This window comes from Rahnella sp. BIGb0603 (assembly GCF_024808755.1).
GTDB lineage: Bacteria > Pseudomonadota > Gammaproteobacteria > Enterobacterales > Enterobacteriaceae > Rahnella > Rahnella contaminans.
Window position 1 is genome coordinate 205,435 of record NZ_JANUEX010000003.1, and the last position, 20,770, is coordinate 226,204.

Below are 20,770 nucleotides of genomic sequence, written 5' to 3' on the forward strand. Positions count from 1 at the left end.
CCCTCACCAGTTCCACAAAGTGCCGTCTTCAAGACGGGCCACCGGCAAATAGGCCGGTTCATACGGATATTTCGCGGCGAGTTTTTCGTCAAACTCAATGCCCAGCCCGGGTTTTTCGCCAGGATGCATGTAGCCGTTATCGAAGGTCCAGTTATGCGGAAACACTTCCAGCATCTGTTCGGAATAGCCCATGTATTCCTGCACGCCAAAGTTCGGTACCCACAGATCGAAGTGCAGGGCAGCCGCCATGCAGACTGGCGAGAGGTCAGACGGGCCGTGCGAACCGGTTCGCACCTGATAAAGCGACGCGAAATCGGCGATGCGGCGCATCCCCGTAATGCCGCCCGCGTGGGTCAGCGTGGTACGGATATAGTCGATCAGCTGTTCTTCAATAAGCTGTTTGCAATCCCAGATACTGTTGAAGACCTCGCCGACGGCAATGGGTGTGACCGTGTGCTGGCGGATCAGGCGGAAACATTCCTGATTCTCGGCAGGCGTCGGATCTTCCATCCAGAACAGGCGATATTCTTCGATGCTTTTGCCAAAACGCGCGGCTTCGATGGGCGTCAGGCGGTGATGCATGTCATGCAGCAGATGTTCGTCAAAACCGAATTTGTTGCGCACGGCTTCAAAGAGTTTTGGCGTGAAATCGAGGTATTTTTCCGTGGACCACAGCTGCTCTTCCGGCCAGTTGCCTTTGGTGGCGGGCTCGTACGCCAGACCTTTGCCTTTCGCCATGCCGTAAGTAGTTTTCATACCCGGCACGCCGCACTGGGCGCGGATCGCCTTAAAGCCCAGCTCTTTGTGTTTGGCATAATCATCGAGCACTTCGTCGATGGAATGACCGGTGGTGTGGCAGTAAACCATCACGCCGGTGCGGGATGCGCCGCCGAGCAACTGATACAACGGCATATTGGCGGCTTTTGCTTTGATATCCCACAGCGCCATATCGACCGCCGAAATGGCCGACATCGTGACCGGACCGCGACGCCAGTACGCGCCTTTGTAGAAGAACTGCCAGATGTCTTCAATCTGATGCGCGTCGCGCCCGATAAGCTGCGGGCAAACGTGATCTTTCAGATAAGATGCGACCGGCAGCTCCCGGCCGTTCAGGGTGGCATCGCCGATACCGGTCAGACCGCTGTCGGTAGTGATTTTTAACGTCACAAAGTTGCGACCCGGGCAAGTGACAAAGACTTCAGCATTCACGATTTTCATCGGTTACGACCTTTTGCAGTAAAGTTAGATGCATTTTCTTTGGTTATAAATACGCCTTAAGCTAACTACCATACAAGTATGTAAATTTGTTTTTGCCGGAGGTGATCACATTTTGAGCGGAGATTTATGCGGAAAAACTCCGCCAGGCAGAAATGAAAACGCCTGCAACAGGCAGGCGTTTCAGAGGGTGAGCAGGAAAAGACTATTCGGCCAGCCTCATCACTTCATCCCAGACGGCATCGTCGACGGGTATACCAAGACGGCGGTTTTGTTCGCGATTTAACGCCGCCGTCTGGCCGGGATAGCGTACATCGCGGTTGTTTTCGGCGGGCTCTGACTGATTCACGTAATCCGCCACGCTGTCGGCCATGTGTTCGGTGAATTGCGTACCGCCAAGCTGCACCGGGTCGAAGACCATGAAAATCTGGCTCGCGCCGGTGCAACTGCCTTCGCCAATTTTATCGATTTCATTGGTCGGTGAACCGGCGGAGAGCAGTGCGGCCATGGCGTCGAGCACAATCGCCAGTCCGGAACCTTTCCAGTAACCGGCGGGCAAAATACGCATGGAAGCCTCTATCGGGCCGGGATCGTCAGTGAGATTTCCCTGGCTGTCATAGCCGCCGGGATACGGCAATTTTTCATTTTTGAGCCGCGTCACCTGCAACTTGCCGTAGGAATATTGCGACATCGCCATATCCAGCACGATCGGGCCTTTGGCTCTCGGTACCGCCATCACAAACGGGTTATTGCCGATGCGGGTATTTTTGCCGCCCCAGGCGGGCATGCACGATTCGGTGTTCGTCCAGCAAATAGCAGCCAGCCCGCGTGTGGCGGCGTGCCAGCCATAACTTCCGCCGCGCATCCAGTGGCTGCTGTTTTTCATTGCCACAATCCCGACGCCGTATTCTCTTGCCATTTCGGCGGCTTTTTCGACGGCAAACAGTGCATTGGTGATGCCGATCCCACGGTTGCCGTTATAAATGGCAATGGCGCCAAGCGATTTTTCCTGCACGGGTTTGGCGTGAATATTGATCCAGCCTTTCTGAACGTAATCGACAAAGCGTGCCACCCGGTTCAGGCCGTGCGAAGCAATGCCGTCGCAGCTTGATTCGGTGTGGATCCGCGCACACGTCCGCGCGCTTTCTTCATCCAGCCCCGCTTTGAGCAAGGCGCGCTGGATGGTTTCTTGCATCAGGCTGAATTCAATTCTTTGCATTATCGGCTCCGGTAGAAAGTTCAGGTGAGGTCAGCGGGGAATAGTCTTCTGTCTGGCTAAGAATATTGTTATTACCCCAACATTTTTCGTAAGGCCAGCCGGTCAGTTGCTCGGCGATTAAACGGGTTTCCGGTGCCACATCATATTTACTGCCACCGGCTTTCAGCCGTTCAATTTCATTGACCAGCAGGGAATGGTTATGGCGGGTAAGGCGAAACTTCATGGAGCTGTAAAGGCCAATCAGCAGAAAGACCACCGAGCCAGTGCCAAATACCAGCGTAATTCCGTACACCGCTTCCGCGGGTTGTGTCGCGCTTTTCGGCGTAAATCCGTAATGTTGTAATAACAGGCCTACGGTAAATAACGCCACGGCCTGAACGGCTTTACGCACAAAAGTCATCACGCCGGCGAAAATACCTTCTCGGCGTTTCCCTGTCAGCATTTCATCGACATCAGGAATAAAACTGTAGATATTCCAGCAGACATAACTGGTCCCGGAACGTCCGACGCCCATTAAAATAACGGAGAGATAAATCAGTGCCATATTAAAAGGCAGTTGCAGCAGATGAATAGATAAAAATAACCCGACGCTCGCCAGCATAAAGAGTTGTGCAATCCGATACGCTGAGCCGTTACCTAATTTCATACACAGGAAAATAAATAAGGCCACGCAGACAAACTGAATCAGCGTCATAAGCGTCATCGCATTGGACGCCGTTACGGCATTTTGCCCGAGGACAAAAATAATGTAGTAAGCGAGAACGGCACCGAGGACATCCAGCGCGACATAACCGCCCAGATACATCCCGACGTGCTGGCGAAAAGTCCGCACTTTCATGGTGGAAACCAGGGATTTAAACAGGTGCTTCATGTCGCGGCGGAAAGACAATTTCGGCGTGGCCACATCAACGGGGATCGGGCGTTCCCAGGTGTAGAAATAGAGCAGCAGGATCACCACGGCGAACAGCACGCCAAATATCACGCCCATAATCAGAAATGATGAAGACGAATCTTCTCCGAGATACGCAATAATTCGTCCCGGAAGCCAGGCGGCTAATATTGCAGCGCCGGTTGAAAAGAACATTCTGACGCCGGTGAGTTTGGTGCGCATTTTAAAACTGGAGGTCATTTCAGCCGCCAGCGTTTCATAAGGCACAATCGCCAGCGTGTAAGCTGCGTAAAATAAAATATACGTCAGCAGGTAATACCAGAATCCCATGCCGCTGATCCACATAATAATGTAGGTCACCATAATCAGCGGAGCGCCAAATAAGAAGAAGAACCCGCGGCGGCCATACTTTTTACCCAGAGGATTACGGTAAAAATTATCGGTCACATATCCCATCAGAGGATCGAAAAATGCATCCAGCAACCGGGCAGAAGCAATAACAGCACCGGCCTCCGCCGGGCTTAATCCGGCGTAGGTGGTATAGAAAAACATAATCCATAAACCTAATACCGCAAAACAACCACCGCCGAAGAAATCTCCTCCGCCATAGGCCAGCATATTTTTGAGTGATATCGGTCTTTCTTTATGATGATTAATCATAATACCCCTGTGTTCCGTATTATTTTTGGCGATATCGGATAAGTAAGAGTCGTGAAAACAAACTTATTGGGATGCCGCAGACGTTCAGGAATAAGAAATCCGTTGGCGTCAGCAGAATAAAACTAGGCAACTGGCATCTACCATACAAGTATGTGGATCAGGATTTATAGGAAGGGATCACAAAAATAAACGCAAATTTCCTCTGTACTGTAAGGCTGATCACAGTACAGAGAATGAACAGTCAGGGCAGGGGAAGTTCGGGGAATTAGCCGAGTAACTCGCAGTTTGGCGGCAGACGGCACTGAATCGCGTTGGGAAGAACTTCGATGCGGAACCGTTTTCCGGTCAGCGGCTCGCCGTCGAGATTGAACGTCATGTCGTGCGGCGCGTTGATTTCCAGCCACGGCAGACTGGCGGAAACGATGTTCTTATTCTCTTCGTTGTTGATCAGGCTGCGCAGGAAAGAGGGCAACAGCTCTTCGGAGGTCAGCAAACGCAGCTGCAACAGACCGTCGTTAATCAGCGCGTCCGGGCAAATTTGCTGCCCGCCACCGGCCTGGCGGCCATTGCCGATACCGATGACCAGCGCGTCGCCCTGCCAGCTGAAATCCGGCCCTTTGATTTCGCAGCTGTCCGCTTTCAGCGTATCAAGACGTAAAAGTCCGTGAATAAAATAGGAAACGCCACCCAGTGCGGCTTTCAGTTTTTCCGGCGTTTCGGTGGTGATCCGCGTGCCAAATCCGCCGGTCGCCATGTTAATAAAGAAGTGCTGGTCGTTTACTTTCGCCAGATCGATATCCACGACGCGGCCTTTCACCGCCAGCTGAAGCGCCTGTTCCGGTGAGAGCGGAATATTACAGCCTGTCGCGAAATCATTGGCCGTGCCCAGCGGGATAATACCGAGTGCCGGTGCATCTGCGCCAAGCTGGGCCAGCGCGCCCGCGACTTCGTTGATCGTGCCATCACCGCCACCGGCAATCACCGTCTCGCAGCCCAGATCTACGGCTTCTGCCACATAGCGCGCGGCGTCTCCGTATTCCCAGGTGACGCGCACGCTGAGTTTCACGCCTTCTTCACGCAGCGCACCGACGGCTTCCCGCAGTTCTTCATTCCCTGCCCCTTTTCCGTTTAAGATCAGCAGTGCAGCGCCCGTGTCCTTCATATCATCTCCTTATCATTCATAGGCTTTAACAATAGATGATAATGACTGTATTTGGCTATCGGATTAATCACTTAATAATTTAATCGCCTGTTAAATAATTTCGGTTAAATTAATTCAAAAAATGGCGTATTTATCGGGCGGGAGTTAATTAAAGTGAAGGGAAAGTAAAACGTTATTCTTCTCAATAACAGGAGAAAAGAAAGAGATTGAATACAAAAAGAAAAGCCAGCTCAAGGGAGATTGAGCTGGCCAAGGAGGTGGTTCCTAGTGTAGTCCGGTGCATTATTTTGCATTCGAAGTAAATTGCGAATGCATATTAGCCAACTTAAATTAAAAGAGTTGTGACCGGATTCTTATTTTCACTAAAAGCCTTATTTCAGGTGCGGATTGCGTGTATCCGTTTCTTCCAGATTTCGCAGCAGAATGGCGAATTCCAGGCTGATGTCTTCCGGCAGGGCGACATACACAATATGCCCGTTACCCGGCGCGACTTCCGTCGGCTGGCCTTTCTTGTTGCGCAGCGCTTCAAGCTTGAACTGAATATTACCCTGTGGCGTCATCATTTCCACGCTATCGCCAACGCTGAATTTATTTTTCACGTCGATTTCAGCCCAACCGTCCACGCGGTTGCCGGTGAATTCGCCGACAAATTGCTGACGGTCGCTGACGGAAAAACCGTATTCGTAGTTTTGCTGCGCGTCATGGGTATGGCGGCGCAGGAAACCTTCGGTATAGCCGCGATGCGCCAGCCCTTCGAGGGTGGAAAGCAGCGTCGGGTCGAAAGGTTTTCCGGAAACGGCGTCGTCGATGGCGCGGCGGTAAACCTGTGCGGTACGCGCGCAGTAATAAAATGACTTGGTGCGGCCTTCAATTTTCAGGGAATGCACACCCATTTTGGTCAGCGCTTCAACATGCTGAATGGCGCGCAAGTCTTTGGAATTCATGATGTACGTGCCGTGTTCATCTTCGAATGCACTCATGTATTCGCCGGGACGCATGGCTTCTTCGAGCATAAACACTTTATCCGTCGGCTGACCGATGCCGAGCGTCGGTTCCGGCGCGTCGACCTGCTGAACCGGGATCGGTTCGTACTGATGCACGATATTGCCGATGGCGTCTTCTTTGCCTTCCTGAACTTTATATTCCCAGCGGCAGGCGTTGGTACAGGTTCCCTGATTCGGATCGCGTTTGTTGATGTAACCGGAGAGCAGGCAGCGGCCGGAATACGCCATACACAGCGCGCCGTGGACGAAAATCTCGATTTCCATGTCCGGCACCTGCGTGCGGATTTCCGCAATCTCTTCCAGCGACAACTCGCGGGACAAAATCACGCGCGTCAGCCCCATTTGCTTCCAGAACTTCACCGTCGCCCAGTTCACCGCGTTTGCCTGCACCGACAGATGAATATCCATCTGCGGGAAAGCTTCGCGAACCATCATGATCAGGCCCGGATCGGACATGATCAGCGCGTCCGGCCCCATGTCGATGACCGGCTGTAAATCGCGGATGAAGGTTTTAAGTTTGGCGTTATGCGGCGCGATATTCACCACGACATAGAATTTTTTACCGAGAGCATGGGCTTCGTTAATGCCGATTTCCAGATTCTGGTGGTTAAATTCGTTATTGCGCACACGCAGGCTGTAGCGCGGCTGTCCGGCGTAAACGGCATCTGCGCCATAGGCGAACGCGTAACGCATATTTTTCAGGGAGCCGGCAGGGGAAAGCAGTTCCGGAACAAAAGAATCGGGGGTAAACATAGTCAATCTCAGTCTGATCACAGGTCAGGGCCGTCCCGGATGCGGGGCGACGAAAGGTCAGAATTGTAACGTCTGAGTTGATCAAAAGCAGCCGGTTAGTGTGGGTATTTCAGCTTTTATGGGGTCAGATCAATTTTTGAATCGGGAGGTTGCAGCGCAGAATGCCGCAACCTCCGCAAAGAAGGAATCAGGCAGTTTGCTGGGTGAGATCGCGGATATCGGCCGTTGGCCCGTTTTTCACAACCGACAGGATGCCTTTTTTCGCGGCGCTTTCCGTGGTGTACATTTCACTCACACCGATAACCTGGTGGTTTTTCGCTTTCAGCACAAAATAAAATTGCCCGTCTTTTGACGGTTTCACTTCGTATTGAGCCTCATGCGGCGCGTTAGCCTGCACCGACGAAATGCCATTTTCCGCCGACGCTTTACTGGCATACATCTCGCTGGTGAGAATAATCTCTCCGTTCCCCGCCTTCAGGTTAAAGTGAAACTGTCCATTCTTCGCTTTTTTCAGATCATAGTGACCGTTAGCCATAAAGGTAATCTCCAGTAGAAGGGTTTTTTCCAGAGATAAGTGTAGTTAAGGGAAACTTTTTCGCGGGGAAAGGGAGTATTTAAGACATTAAATGTGAACTGGCCGACAGACTTTCAGTAACTTTACAAATCTGCACTGCCGGCCTTTCAGGTATTCAACCCTGCGCGTTACACCAGATGGCAGGGCTCTGCTTCCCAGCGATAACCCACGCCGTAGACGGCGCGGATAAACGCCTTCTCGCCGTCCAGCGATTCGAGTTTCCGCCGCAGGTTTTTAATGTGGCTGTCAATGGTGCGATCCGTTACCACGCGGTAATCGTCATACAGGTTATTAAGCAGGATTTCACGGGTGAAGACATAGCCGGGCTTGACCGACAGCGTTTTCAGCAGACGAAATTCCGCTGGCGTCAGCTCAAGCTCATGCCCCTGGAATGTCGCCTGAAAACGGGCTTCATCAATATGCAGGCCGGTCTCTTTGGTCACATGTTCGTCAGGACGCACGCAGCGGCGCAGGATCACTTTCACGCGCGCAACCACTTCACGCGGGCTGTAAGGTTTGCAGATGTAATCATCGGCACCAATTTCCAGCCCGAGCAGGCGGTCGATTTCTTCTGTTTTTGCCGTGACCATCATGATTGGCACATCGGAAAACTGACGGATATCGCGGCAGATGGATAAGCCGCTGCTCCCCGGCAACATCAGATCCAGCAGGATCAGCGCCGGGGGATTGGTTTTCACCTGCGCGATCACTTCATGGCCGTCGGGCAACCATTGTGTCGCGTAACCCGCCGCTTCGAGATAGTCGATCAGCAGTTGGGCAAGTTTCGGTTCATCTTCCACGATCAGAATTTTTAACGGCGCAGGGCCGGACAATACAGAGTCGTTCATTCAGTTTCTCGGGCCATGTGGAATGGAAAGCGGCAGGACAATCGTTATGCGAACGCCACCCGCCGGAGAGTGGCTGGCGCTTATCTGCCCACCGTGCGCTTCGACAATATTCTGGCAAATTGCCAGACCTAAACCAGAACCACCGCTGGCGCGATTGCGCGAGCCTTCGGTGCGATAAAAACGCTCGAAGATTCGTACCAGCTGTTCATCACTGATGCCAGGTGCGCTGTCCTGGAAATTCAGATGCAGCGATTTATCACGGATTTCGCCGAGAATTTCCAGGCCGCCGTTGGGGTCAGTATAGCGCAGGCTGTTTTCCAGCAAATTATTGAAGAGCTGCGACAGACGCTGCGGGTCCCCAAAGACTTCGGCGCTTTCCGGCAGATGGCTGGTCAGGGTTAGCTGTTTACTGTGGAAGCGGTCGCGTGAACCGGCTTCCGCCAGCTGAATCAGATGTACCACGTCCGTTTCGACTTTGCGGTACGCCAGCGCACCGGCATCCGACAGCGAAAGCTGGTGCAAGTCATCCACCAGTTTCGTGAGGATCGAGACTTCAGATTGCAGGGATTCCAGCGAACCCATCGTCATTTTGCGCACGCCGTCCTGCATCGCTTCCAGCTCGCCGCGCAATACCGCCAGCGGCGTGCGCAGTTCGTGGGAAATATCAGCCATAAAGGCGCGGCGCATCTGCTCGTTTTTTTCCAGCGTCATCGCCAGCTGGTTAAAGTCCTGCGCCAGTTTGCCCAGTTCGTCTTCGCTGTCGACTTCAACGCGCGTGCTGAAATCCCCGGCGGCCAGCTGATGCGTGCCGTTGACCAGACGCTTAACCGGCGCGAGCATTCCCCGCGAAAGTACCCAGGTCACGGCGGCTGCCAGCAGGGCGGTAAACGCCGTGATAATCCAGCTGGTGCGGCTTTGCTGGTGCTCGAAATTGATGTCTGCGTCGCGGGTCAGGCGCTCGGCAGGCGTGGAAATCACCGAGCCTATCATCACACCGTCAACGGTCATCACGCGGCGCGGCCCCTGAAGATCAGCAGGAACCGGTTGATCGTAACCGCCGATGCGACGGTCATGGCTGTCGAGGATCCAGAACTTTGTCCGCCATCCCTGCGGCGGCATTTTCTGGCTGCTGTTCTGATCAAATGAGCGCATCAGCTGATAAATCAGGCGGTCATTTTTTTCCAGAAAATCCCAGTTGCCGTGCAGTTTGTACTGCTCTTGCAAGGTGTCGGCCAGCAGCTCAACGCGCGATTCATTACTCTGGCGTATGTAATCGATAAAGCCCCGTTCGAAGCTCATCCGCACGCCCCAGTTCATGGTGATTAACACCAGTGCGCAGGTGCAGAAAATAGCCATAAACAGTTTGGCGGTAATACCTGGTTTCATGATTTTCTCATCGGGTCGGGAGATCCGGCCGCGGCACGGCGGCGATCGATAACGGCATTTTTCTGCATGTCCGGCGGCACTTTCGAAAAGACCCAGGCGGGCAGGGCGATCACCAGCGCCATCGACATATAGCAATACAGGAAAGCAGTGTGCATGGTGCTGCTGTCAGGCGTTATGGCCTGCTGATGCGCGAAGAGGCCAATCAGCAAACCGGCGACGCTGACCCCGAGACTCATCGACAACTGCATAATCATCGACAGCAGGCTGTTGCCGCTGCTGGCCAGACGCGGCGGTAAATCTTTCAGCGTCAGCGTATTCATGGAGGAGAAGCGCAGGGAGTTCACCATGCCCTGGAAGAACAGCACCACCGGAATCATCCACACAGCGCCGTAAATCGCCACCAGCGGGAAGATAAGCGTAATCAGCGCGAGCAGTAAAGTGGCGCTCACCAGCGCGGCGCGATACCCGAGCTGATTCACCAGCCGCACGACCACGCGCTTCATCCCCATGCTGCCAAGCACCATCGGGATCATCATCAGCCCGGCGTGGAATGGCGTAAAGCCCATCCCCAGCTGTAAAAATACCGGCGTCATAAACGGCAACATTCCGCTGCCGATGCGGCCTAACAGGCTGCCGATCAGGCCGATTTTAAACGTTGGTGTGTGGAACAGGCGCAGAGAAAACAGCGCGGAAAGATTGCCGCGGGCGTGCATCCAGTAAATGCCTAACGCGCCTAAACCGACGACCACCAGCAGCACTAATTCAAGCGCGCTAAGGCCCATGCTGCGGCTGCCTTCCAGCGCCAGCGTGAGCGTCGCCATACAAACCGCCAGCATGACAAAGCCGCTGATATCAAAGCGCCGTGTCTGCATTTTGTAATTCGGCATAATCATCAGCGTGGCAATACAACCGGCCAGACCGACAGGCAGATTGATCAGGAAAATCCAGTGCCAGCTGGCGTACTGCACCAGAAAACCACCCAGCGCCGGGCCGAGCAGCGGGCCGACCTGGCCGGGCAGGGTGACCATGGTCATGGCGGCCATGTATTCGCTGCGCGGAACGATTTTCAACACCGTCAGCCGCCCGACGGGCACCATCATCGCGCCGCCAATCCCCTGAACGATACGTGACAGTACCAGTTCGCGCAGACTTTCGGACTGCGCGCAGAGTAGTGAACCGACGGTGAACAAAACGATGGCGGAAAAGAAGACCCATTTCACCCCGACTTTATCCGCCAGCCAGCCGCTGGCGGGCAACATCACTGCGACGGTCAGCACATAAGCGACCACCACCGAATGCATATGCAGAGGATTTTCACCCAGGCTGCGGGCCATTGACGGTAACGCAGTATTCACAATCGTAGTGTCGAGCGCCTGCATAAAAAAGCCAAAGGCGACAATCCACAATTGCCAGCGTACCGACGGTGGCAGCGGGGCGGGAGGCGGTAAGGTGTCAGTGTTTTCAGATTTCATGGGTTCGCATCAGCACAATCATTGTCGCGGCATTTCAGGGGGAGTACCACCTTCAGACCAGGCTTACAGTGTAGCCAGAATGCTTCAGCAGAAAATGGAGGAAATAAGGAGAGTCTTTCCCATTTTTTGACAATTCTTCTGACAATAAAGAATAGAGTTTAAGCCTGACATTTTATATCAAAATGCTAAGGTTGACCTTTGATCACGAATCGTTCGCACGCAAAGCATGTTTAATCTGACCTTCTCAAAGGGAGAGAATGATGAGTAAAAGAGAACTGGGCCGTTCAGGAATTCAGGTGCCGTTGCTGACTTTCGGCGGCAATGTGTTTGGCTGGACTGTCGATCAGGCAGCATCCTTTAATCTGCTCGATGCTCTTCTGGATCATAAACTTAACTTTATCGACACCGCTGATGTGTATTCGAGCTGGGTCGAAGGCAACCACGGTGGCGAGTCGGAAACCATTATCGGCAACTGGCTGAAAAAAACCGGCAAGCGCGACCAGATCATTCTGGCGACAAAAGTCGGTAAACCGATGGGTGAAGGGAAAGTTGGCCTGTCGCCACGTTATATCAAAGAAGCGGTGGAAGCTTCTTTGAAACGCCTGCAAACCGACTATATCGATTTGTATCAGTCACATGACGATGATGCGGATACGCCGCTGGCAGAAAGTCTGGCCGCGTTTGATGCGCTGATCAAAGAAGGCAAGGTGCGCGCTATCGGCGCATCCAACTACAGCGCGCCACGTCTGGCCGAAGCGCTGAAAGTCAGCAAGGAAAACGGGCTGGCGCGTTATGAAACGCTGCAACCTCAGTACAATCTTTACGACCGCAAAGTGTATGAAGAAGCGCTGGAAAAAGTCGTGACGGACAATGGCCTTGGCGTGATCAATTTCTATGGGCTGGCTGCCGGATTCCTGACCGGGAAATACCGTACGAAAGCCGACGCCAGCAAAAGTAAACGTGGCGAAAACGTGGTTGCACGTTGCCTGAACGAACGTGGCCTGAAAGTGTTGCAGGGGCTGGATCAGGTCGCAGAAAAACACGGCGCACAGCCGGGTCAGGTTGCGCTGGCCTGGCAAATCGCCCGTCCGAGCATCACGTCCCCGATTGTCAGCGCGACCTCGCTGCAACAGATCAATGAACTGGCGCAGGCCGCTACGCTGAAACTCGATGATGCCGATATCCGTACGCTTAACGACGCCAGCGCATGGTAACCAAGTCTTTGTAAAACGTAATTTGCCGTATCGCCATAAACAAAAAAACCGCCTTAACATCAGGCGGTTTTTGTTTTTGTGAAGCCGTTAATTAACGGAACAGCGTTTGTGCCCAGCGCGCCAGACCGGCAGTGACCGAGCCAAAATCATTGCCCCCGACCAGCGGGATCCCCGGCAACTGTGCCTGCAATGCGGCACGTAAAAGTGGAGAACGGGCGCTGCCACCGGTCAGATAAATCACATCCGGTTTAATTTCGCTGCTGGCCAGTGCCAGAGCAACCTGTTCCTGAATGCGTTCCAGCGGCTGAGAAATCGCGTCACTCAGCTGCTGCTGGCTGATGGTTTCTGCCAGACCGGATTCAATGAAGTCCATTGCCGCCGTCACGCTTTCGCGCTCGGAGAGGGCAATTTTACTTTCTTCGGCAGCACGTACCAGGCGGTAGCTCAGGCGCTGTTGTTGTACTTTCAGCAGGCGCTTAATGAGATCCGGCTGCGCGGCGTCGCGGATCAAATCACGCAACATGCGGCCATTCGCCACGCTGTAGAAATCCAGCTGTGCAGGAACATCATTGGTTGCAACCGCATTCCAGTAAGGTAATGCCGGGATCGCGATACCTTTTTGCGTTTCGCTGCCCATGCCGAACTGAGGCGTCAGTTGTTTAAACGCGGTCATGATGTCCAGATCGTTACCGCCGACGCGGCAACCACTGTGGCCGAGCAGGCTGTTCTGGCGTTCCGCTTTATCGCGCCACTGCGGGCCCATCAGCAGAACGGAACAGTCGGTCGTTCCGCCGCCGATATCGACGACCAGCACTGTTTTCTCATCTGTCAGGGTGGCTTCAAAATCCAGACCTGCCGCTACCGGCTCAAACTGGAAAGCAATATCACGGAAACCGGCACGTTCAGCGGCGCGCTGTAAAATCCCCTGCGCCTGACTGTTCGCTTCCTCACCGCCCATGCCCTGGAAGTTGATCGGACGGCCAATTACCGTCTGCTCAATGCTTTCCTGCAAAACAGATTCTGCCTGACGTTTGATGTGATACATCATCGCGCAAACCAGATCTTCGAACAGGGCAATCTGCTGTGGCTTCAGGCCGTTTGCGCCAAGAAACGATTTCGGAGAACGAACGAAATACACTTCTTCCGGATCTTCCATGTAGGTCGCCAGCGCCTGCAAACCAAAGTTCACGCTGTTGGCGTTAACCGGAATATCTTCCTCGCGGTTAAAGCTGATACTACGACGCAGCAGCGCCAGATTTTCATCACTGCCTGTCGGCACCTGTCCGTGGCGGTTCAGCCATTCGCTGACAGCTTCACGGGATGGCGCACAGAGCATGGAGGGTAAATAAGGATCATTATTTTCTAACGCCAGAAGTTGGGCGTTATTATCGCGCATCACTGCGACTGAGCAATTCGCTGTACCGTAGTCAAATCCAATAAACATTATTGATCCCCATGCCAAAGAAGGGACGGGACTTTACCGGAGAGGGGCTGATTCATCAAGCAGGAAGGGGGCCGATGTGAGATTTTTAGCCAGCATTTCCCCCTCTTTTTACAGAGAGGGAAATGTACCGGAGATTACTTCAGCAGTGCCTGTGCTTTTGCGACCACGTTATCCACGGTAAAACCGAACTCTTTGAACAGCAGTTCTGCCGGAGCGGATTCGCCGAAGGTGGTCATACCGACAACGTCGCCGTTCAGGCCGACATACTTGTACCAGTAATCTGCAATACCCGCTTCGACCGCCAGACGCGCGGTCACGGCTTTTGGCAGTACGGATTCGCGATACGCCGCGTCTTGTTTGTCGAAGACATCGGTCGACGGGATGGAAACCACGCGCACTTTGGTGCCCGCTGCCGTCAGTTTGTCCGCTGCTTCAACCGTAATGCCCACTTCCGAACCGGTCGCAATCAGGATGATTTCCGGCGTGCCATCGGAATCTTTCAGCACATAACCGCCGCGCGCCACGTTTGCCAGCTGTCCGGCAGTACGCGGTTGTTGCGTCAGGTTCTGGCGGGAGAAGATCAGTGCTGACGGGCCGTCTTTACGCTCAATCGCAGTTTTCCAGGCGATGGCGGATTCGACCTGATCCGCAGGACGCCACAGGCTCATGTTCGGCGTCACACGCAGGCTGGCCATTTGTTCAACCGGCTGGTGCGTCGGGCCGTCTTCGCCCAGACCGATGGAGTCATGGGTATACACGAATATGTTGCGGATTTTCATCAGTGCCGCCATACGTACCGCGTTACGGGCATATTCGACGAACATCAGGAAGGTTGCGGAATAAGGCAGGAAACCGCCGTGCAGGGTGATACCGTTGGAAATTGCGGTCATCCCGAACTCGCGAACGCCGTAATGAATGTAGTTACCGGCCAGATCGTCACCGAGCGATTTTGAACCGGACCACATGGTCAGGTTGCTCGGAGCCAGGTCAGCGGAGCCGCCAAGGAACTCAGGCAGAATTTTGCCAAAGCGTTCCAGCGTATTTTGGGAAGCTTTACGGCTGGCGATATTCGCCGGATTAGCCTGCAATTCTTCGATAAATTTCTGCGCTTCGGTTTCCCAGTTAGCCGGCAGTTCGCCGCTGACGCGACGTTCAAATTCAGCCGCCAGTTCAGGATGATCTTTGGCATAAGCCGCGAATTTATCATTCCACGCTTTTTCTTTGGCTTTACCGGCTTCTTTGGCATCCCATGCGGCATAAATATCCTGAGGGATTTCAAACGCCGGATAATTCCAGCCCAGCGCCTTGCGGGTTGCCGCCACTTCGTCTGCGCCCAGCGCCGCGCCGTGCGCATCGTGTGTACCGGCTTTATGCGGGGAACCAAAGCCGATCACAGTTTTGCACATCAGCAGGGAAGGCCGGTCGGTGACTTTATGGGATTCTTCAATCGCCGCTTTAATGGCATCTGAATTGTGGCCGTCAACGCCCCGGATCACGTGCCAGCCATAGGCTTCAAAACGTTTAGCTGTGTCATCGGTGAACCAGCCTTCAACGTGGCCGTCGATGGAGATGCCGTTGTCATCATAAAACGCGGTCAGTTTGCCGAGTTTCATGGTGCCAGCCAGCGAGCAGGCTTCATGGGAAATGCCTTCCATCATGCAACCGTCGCCCATAAAGGCATAGGTGTGGTGGTTCACAATGTCGTGATTATCACGGTTAAACTGAGCGGCAAGCGTGCGTTCTGCAATCGCAAAACCGACGGCGTTGGCAATGCCCTGACCCAGCGGGCCGGTGGTGGTTTCAACGCCCGGCGTGTAGCCGTATTCCGGGTGGCCCGGCGTTTTGGAATGCAGCTGGCGGAAGTTTTCCAGCTCTGTCATCGGCAGGTCATAGCCGGTGAGATGCAGCAGGCTGTAAATCAGCATCGAACCGTGGCCGTTGGACAAAATGAAACGGTCGCGGTCTGCCCATTTCGGGTTGGCCGGGTTGTGATTCATGTAATCACGCCACAGCACTTCAGCGATGTCCGCCATGCCCATCGGGGCACCCGGGTGACCGCTGTTTGCTTTCTGGACGGCGTCCATGCTCAGTGCACGGATAGCATTGGCTAGCTCTCTGCGAGAAGGCATATTTTTCTCCGGTTAATGGTCGCTGATTCTGTGCAGCGACCATCGAAAAAAGGGGGGATGAAATTACAGTTGAGCGGACAACATGTCTTCGAGTTTCTTCTGGTCGACGGCGAACAGGCGGATGCCTTCGGCCAGTTTCTCGACGGCCATGGCGTCCTGATGATGTTCCCAGAGGAATTCAGCCTGAGTCAGCGGCGCAGGCTTTTTACTGCCCTGCGACGAAGGTTGTAGCTTGCGTTCAACCGGCGCGCTGCTGGCTTTAAGCTCTTCAAGCAGGTTTGGTGAAATGGTCAGGCGATCACAACCGGCCAGCGCCAGAATTTGTTCCACTTTACGGAAGCTGGCGCCCATGATCACGGTCTTGTAGTCATGCGCTTTATAGTATTCGTAAATCTCACGGACCGATTTCACGCCCGGATCTTTCTCAACGTCATACGCGGCGTTCGGCTCTTTGGCTTTGTACCAGTCATAGATGCGACCCACGAACGGCGAAATCAGATAAACCCCCGCTTCGGCACAGGCACGCGCCTGAGCAAAGGAGAAAAGTAGCGTCAGGTTACAGTTGATACCTTCTTTTTCCAGCGCTTCGGCGGCTTTGATACCTTCCCACGTGGAAGCCAGTTTGATCAGGATGCGCGATTTATCGATGCCTTGTCCCTGATAAAGACCGATCAGCTTACGGGCTTTGGCAATGCATTTTTCGGTGTCAAATGACAGGCGGGCATCGACTTCGGTCGAGATGCGCCCCGGCACGCTTTTCAGAATTTCTGCGCCGATGTTCACGGCCAGCTTATCGGTGGCGTTAATCACCTGATCGTCTTTGCTGCCCCCTTGTTTACGGGCATAAGCGACGGCGTCTTTGATCAGATTTTGGTATTGCGGCAGGTCTGCGGCTTTGAGGATCAGCGAAGGATTGGTGGTCGCATCCTGAGGCTCGAAATGACGGATAGATTCAATATCACCACTGTCGGCAACGACAGTCGTTACCTTTTTAAGTGCGTCTAACTGGTTCATCTCTTAGCTCCTTGGCGAAAAAAACGATACAGCAATAAGGTCGTACGACTCTATTTCGTTGGGCTCCTACCCTGCATCATTCGGTTAACAAACTGAATGCGCTTTTTCTGATTGTTGCGATGGGTCATAACAATGGCAGCCCTCGTCGCAGCTCAGACTGCGGGGCGAGAGAGGAAAGCGCAAGGTCAAACTTTAAGCTTAGTCGAAATTTGCGAGACGTCTTCCGTGAACGAAAAGCAAACAATGTAACGGCTAAGTTTTGGTCGTTATCCGGCGTTTATCGTGGCAGGTTATCTATACTGTCATCGGGTAAAACTGATGGTGATGTTGCATCCGTTTCCTGCTGTCTCTACAAAATATAAGAAACAAAAAAGGACCCTACGATGGACGAACAACTCAAGCAAAGCGCACTCGATTTTCATGAGTTTCCGGTGCCCGGAAAAATTCAGGTTTCGCCAACCAAGCCTCTGGCCACGCAGCGCGATCTGGCGCTGGCGTACTCTCCGGGCGTGGCGGCGCCCTGTCTGGAAATCGCCAAAGATCCGCTTGCGGCCTATAAATACACCGCACGCGGAAATCTGGTAGCGGTGATTTCCAACGGCACCGCGGTACTCGGGCTGGGCAATATCGGGGCGCTGGCCGGAAAACCGGTGATGGAAGGTAAGGGCGTTTTGTTCAAGAAATTTGCCGGTATTGATGTTTTTGATATCGAGGTGGACGAGCTTGATCCCGACAAACTGATCGAAGTGATCGCCGCGCTTGAACCGACGTTTGGCGGTATCAATCTCGAAGACATCAAAGCGCCTGAGTGTTTTTACATTGAGAGCAAACTGCGTGAGCGAATGAATATTCCGGTATTTCACGACGATCAGCACGGGACGGCAATCATCTGTACGGCGGCGGTGCTCAACGGTTTACGTGTGGTCGGGAAAGATATTTCGGATGTGCGGCTGGTGGTGTCCGGTGCCGGTGCGTCGGCCATTGCCTGCCTGAATTTGCTGGTAGCGCTCGGGCTGAAACGCCACAACATCACGGCCTGTGATTCCCGCGGCGTGATTTATCAGGGCCGCGAAGAGAACATGGCCGAAACCAAAGCGGCCTATGCCATTGAGGACAACGGGCAGCGCACGCTGGCGGATGCGATACCGGGTGCGGATATTTTCCTCGGCTGTTCCGGTCCTGGCGTACTGACGCAGGACATGGTGAAAACCATGGCGAAATCCCCGCTGATTCTGGCGCTGGCAAACCCCGAACCAGAAATCCTGCCGCCGCTGGCGAAAGCGGTGCGCCCGGATGCGATTATCTGCACGGGTCGTTCGGATTACCCGAATCAGGTGAACAATGTCCTGTGCTTCCCGTTCATTTTCCGCGGTGCGCTGGACGTCGGGGCTACGACCATCAACGAGGAAATGAAGCTGGCCTGCGTGCACGCGATTGCCGATCTGGCGATGGCGGAGCAAAGCGATGTGGTCGCGTCGGCTTACGGGGAAGAAGAGCTTTCATTTGGCCCGGATTACATCATTCCCAAACCTTTTGACCCGCGCCTGATTGTGAAAATTGCGCCTGCGGTAGCGAAAGCGGCGATGGATTCCGGCGTGGCAACGCGGCCGATTCCGGACTTCGATGCTTATGTCGAAAAGCTGTCGGAGTTTGTCTACAAAACCAATCTGTTTATGAAGCCGATTTTCTCTCAGGCCAAAAAAGACGCCCGTCGGGTGGTGATGGCCGAAGGGGAAGAGGAGCGCGTTTTGCAGGCGACGCAGGAGCTGATTTCTCTGGGATTGGCAAAACCAATTCTGGTCGGGCGGCCAAGCGTGATCGAGATGCGTATCAAGAAACTCGGTTTGCAGATTGAAGCTGGCCGGGATTTTGAAGTGGTGAATAACGAATCAGATCCGCGTTTCAACGAATACTGGCGTGAATACTATGAGCTGATGAAACGGCGCGGCGTGTCGCAGGAGCAGGCGCGGCGGGCGGTTATCGGCAATCCGACGCTGATTTCCGCCATCATGCTGCTGCGCGGCGAGGCTGACGCAATGATTTGCGGAACGGTCGGTACCTATCACGAGCATTACGATATCGTTGAAAAAGTGTTCGGGTTCCGCGAGGGCGCACACGTTGCCGGCGCGATGAATGCGTTGCTGCTGCCGAGCGGGAATACGTTTATTGCGGACACTTACGTCAATGATGATCCGACTGCAGAACAGCTGGCCGAAATCACGCTAATGGCGGCGGAAACGGTACGGCGGTTTGGTATCGAACCAAAAGTGGCTCTGCTGTCGCATTCCAGTTTTGGCACTTCTGACAGCCCGGCAGCGCTCAAAATGCGGCGGACGCTGGAGCTGGTGAATGCGCGTGAACCTTTGCTTGAAATAGACGGCGAGATGCACGGCGACGCAGCGCTGGTCGAAAGTATCCGGCAGGACATCATGCCGGACAGCCCGTTAAAAGGGGCGGCGAATATCCTGATCATGCCAAACATGGAATCGGCGCGTATCAGCTATAACTTGCTGCGGGTGTCGAGTTCGGAAGGGGTCACGGTAGGGCCGGTGTTAATGGGCGTGGCGAAACCGGTGCATATTCTGACGCCGATCGCTTCGGTCAGACGCATTGTGAATATGGTGGCTTTAGCGGTAGTGGAAGCGCAAACCGAGCCTCTTTAATTTCCCCGTCATCCTTCGCGCTGCAGATGCGTTGGCTGCACTCGTGAACCCGAATCACTGACCTGTGTCAGCTCATCGGGTTTGCTCAATTGCCGCCTTTTTGCAGCACGAATGATTTAGGGGAAAGCCTTTCTTCCTAAGTAAATCAGTATTTCACTTCGCCGATACGCTCGAGCGCATCAACGATTAAATCCCAGAAACGCTGATGGTCGAGTTTTACCGCGACCTGCGTATGGCAATCGGGCGGCGGCGGTGAACGGAAGTCAGCAACCGTCATGCCGAGCGTTAAGGTGCCGGTTAGCTCAATGTCTACCGGGACTTTTTGTACGGTCATTACGTTCGGGTCGATGACGTAGGCCACGGCGCACGGATCATGAACCGGCGGGGAGTCAAAGCCCTGGCGATCTTTGTAGCTCAGGCCGAAGAAATCGAGCAGCTCACCGACAAATTTCGCCGGTTGTGTGCCGACAGCGGCGATTCGTGCGGCCACTTCTGGTGTGGCTAATGCCTGATGCGTGAGGTCTAGCCCGACCATGGTCAGCGGCCATTTTTCGTTGAAAACAATGTGCGCGGCTTCGGGATCAATCTTGATATTGAATTCAGCCACGGCGCTCCAGTTACCCACATGGTAACCGCCGCCCATCAGTACGACTTCTTTCACGCGTTCGGCGATGCGCGGTTCTTTTCGCACGGCCATGGCGATATTGGTCAGGCCGCCGGTCGGGACCAGCGTGATGGTTTTGGGCGGATGCGACATGATCAAATCAATGATCAGGTCGATGGCATGAACGGGTTCAAGCGTGATGGCCGCTTCCGGTAAAACCGGGCCGTCAAGGCCGGATTCTCCATGGATTTCGTCGGCCACTTCGATTTGCCGCACCAGCGGGCGGGTGGCTCCGGCGGCAAACGGGACGCCGGTCAGGTTGATGACGCGGGCAACGGCCAGCGCATTACGGGTGACTTTTTCCAGCGTCTGATTGCCGACCACGGTGGTGACGGCGAGCAGTTCGATATCGGGATTCCCGTGGGCGAGTAACATCGCGATGGCATCGTCGTGCCCCGGATCGCAATCCAGTATGATCTTTTTGACCATTTTTATTATTCCTTTAAATGTAGTGGTACAG

15 protein-coding genes are annotated in these 20,770 nt (G+C 54.0%); 2 read left to right on the plus strand and 13 right to left on the minus strand.

Going from position 1 to position 20,770, the window contains the following annotated elements:
• Nucleotides 1-3: 3 nt before the first annotated feature.
• The 9 genes from rspA to mdtD form a co-directional block, all read right to left on the minus strand.
• A complete protein-coding gene (rspA, locus tag M2403_RS09300; RefSeq protein WP_152324540.1) occupies nt 4-1,218 on the minus strand; it encodes a starvation-sensing protein RspA in 1,215 nt (404 codons plus the stop codon).
• Between the two features lie 202 nt (nt 1,219-1,420).
• Entirely contained in the window at nt 1,421-2,434 is a 1,014-nt protein-coding gene (gene yiaK / locus M2403_RS09305) for a 3-dehydro-L-gulonate 2-dehydrogenase (protein WP_152324539.1), read from the minus strand.
• Entirely contained in the window at nt 2,421-3,983 is a 1,563-nt protein-coding gene (locus M2403_RS09310) for an MFS transporter (protein WP_259228988.1), read from the minus strand. The genes yiaK and M2403_RS09310 overlap by 14 nt, the downstream gene beginning before the upstream one ends.
• A gap of 265 nt (nt 3,984-4,248) precedes the next feature.
• Entirely contained in the window at nt 4,249-5,145 is an 897-nt protein-coding gene (yegS, locus tag M2403_RS09315; protein WP_259228989.1) for a lipid kinase YegS, read from the minus strand.
• A gap of 371 nt (nt 5,146-5,516) precedes the next feature.
• On the minus strand, nt 5,517-6,902 hold the full coding sequence (yegQ, locus tag M2403_RS09320; RefSeq protein WP_152324536.1) for a tRNA 5-hydroxyuridine modification protein YegQ: 1,386 nt from the start codon (nt 6,900-6,902) through the stop codon (nt 5,517-5,519).
• A 187-nt stretch (nt 6,903-7,089) separates the two neighbouring features.
• The gene (locus M2403_RS09325; protein WP_152324535.1) at nt 7,090-7,437 is read right to left on the minus strand and encodes a YegP family protein; all 348 of its coding nucleotides are present in this window, start codon (nt 7,435-7,437) and stop codon (nt 7,090-7,092) included.
• A 167-nt stretch (nt 7,438-7,604) separates the two neighbouring features.
• Nucleotides 7,605-8,324 (minus strand): two-component system response regulator BaeR, encoded by a 720-nt coding sequence (baeR, locus tag M2403_RS09330; protein WP_152324534.1) that lies wholly within the window; start codon nt 8,322-8,324, stop codon nt 7,605-7,607.
• Complete coding sequence (gene baeS / locus M2403_RS09335) at nt 8,325-9,710, minus strand: two-component system sensor histidine kinase BaeS (RefSeq protein ID WP_152324533.1); 1,386 nt, start codon at nt 9,708-9,710, stop codon at nt 8,325-8,327.
• Nucleotides 9,707-11,182 carry a multidrug transporter subunit MdtD gene (gene mdtD / locus M2403_RS09340; protein ID WP_259228990.1) on the minus strand — a complete coding sequence of 492 codons (1,476 nt, stop codon included), beginning with the start codon at nt 11,180-11,182 and terminating at the stop codon, nt 9,707-9,709. Before mdtD ends, baeS begins: the two co-directional genes overlap by 4 nt.
• A 260-nt stretch (nt 11,183-11,442) precedes the next feature.
• Here mdtD and M2403_RS09345 point away from each other — a divergent pair, with 260 nt between their 5' ends.
• Nucleotides 11,443-12,396 carry an aldo/keto reductase gene (locus M2403_RS09345; RefSeq protein WP_259229178.1) on the plus strand — a complete coding sequence of 318 codons (954 nt, stop codon included), beginning with the start codon at nt 11,443-11,445 and terminating at the stop codon, nt 12,394-12,396.
• A gap of 91 nt (nt 12,397-12,487) precedes the next feature.
• Here M2403_RS09345 and yegD read toward each other — a convergent pair whose 3' ends face one another.
• From yegD to tal, 3 genes are all read right to left on the minus strand, one after another.
• Nucleotides 12,488-13,840 (minus strand): molecular chaperone, encoded by a 1,353-nt coding sequence (gene yegD / locus M2403_RS09350; protein WP_152324531.1) that lies wholly within the window; start codon nt 13,838-13,840, stop codon nt 12,488-12,490.
• 134 nt (nt 13,841-13,974) lie between these two features.
• A complete protein-coding gene (gene tkt, locus M2403_RS09355; protein ID WP_152324530.1) occupies nt 13,975-15,969 on the minus strand; it encodes a transketolase in 1,995 nt (664 codons plus the stop codon).
• 63 nt (nt 15,970-16,032) lie between these two features.
• Nucleotides 16,033-16,983: a transaldolase gene (gene tal / locus M2403_RS09360; protein WP_152324529.1), complete on the minus strand. Its 951-nt coding sequence runs from the start codon at nt 16,981-16,983 to the stop codon at nt 16,033-16,035.
• A gap of 383 nt (nt 16,984-17,366) precedes the next feature.
• Here tal and maeB point away from each other — a divergent pair, with 383 nt between their 5' ends.
• A complete protein-coding gene (gene maeB / locus M2403_RS09365; RefSeq protein WP_152324528.1) occupies nt 17,367-19,646 on the plus strand; it encodes an NADP-dependent oxaloacetate-decarboxylating malate dehydrogenase in 2,280 nt (759 codons plus the stop codon).
• Between the two features lie 145 nt (nt 19,647-19,791).
• On the opposite strand, the gene M2403_RS09370 is transcribed toward maeB, so the two are convergent.
• Entirely contained in the window at nt 19,792-20,739 is a 948-nt protein-coding gene (locus M2403_RS09370) for a nucleoside hydrolase (RefSeq protein ID WP_104921112.1), read from the minus strand.
• Nucleotides 20,740-20,770 lie beyond the last annotated feature (31 nt).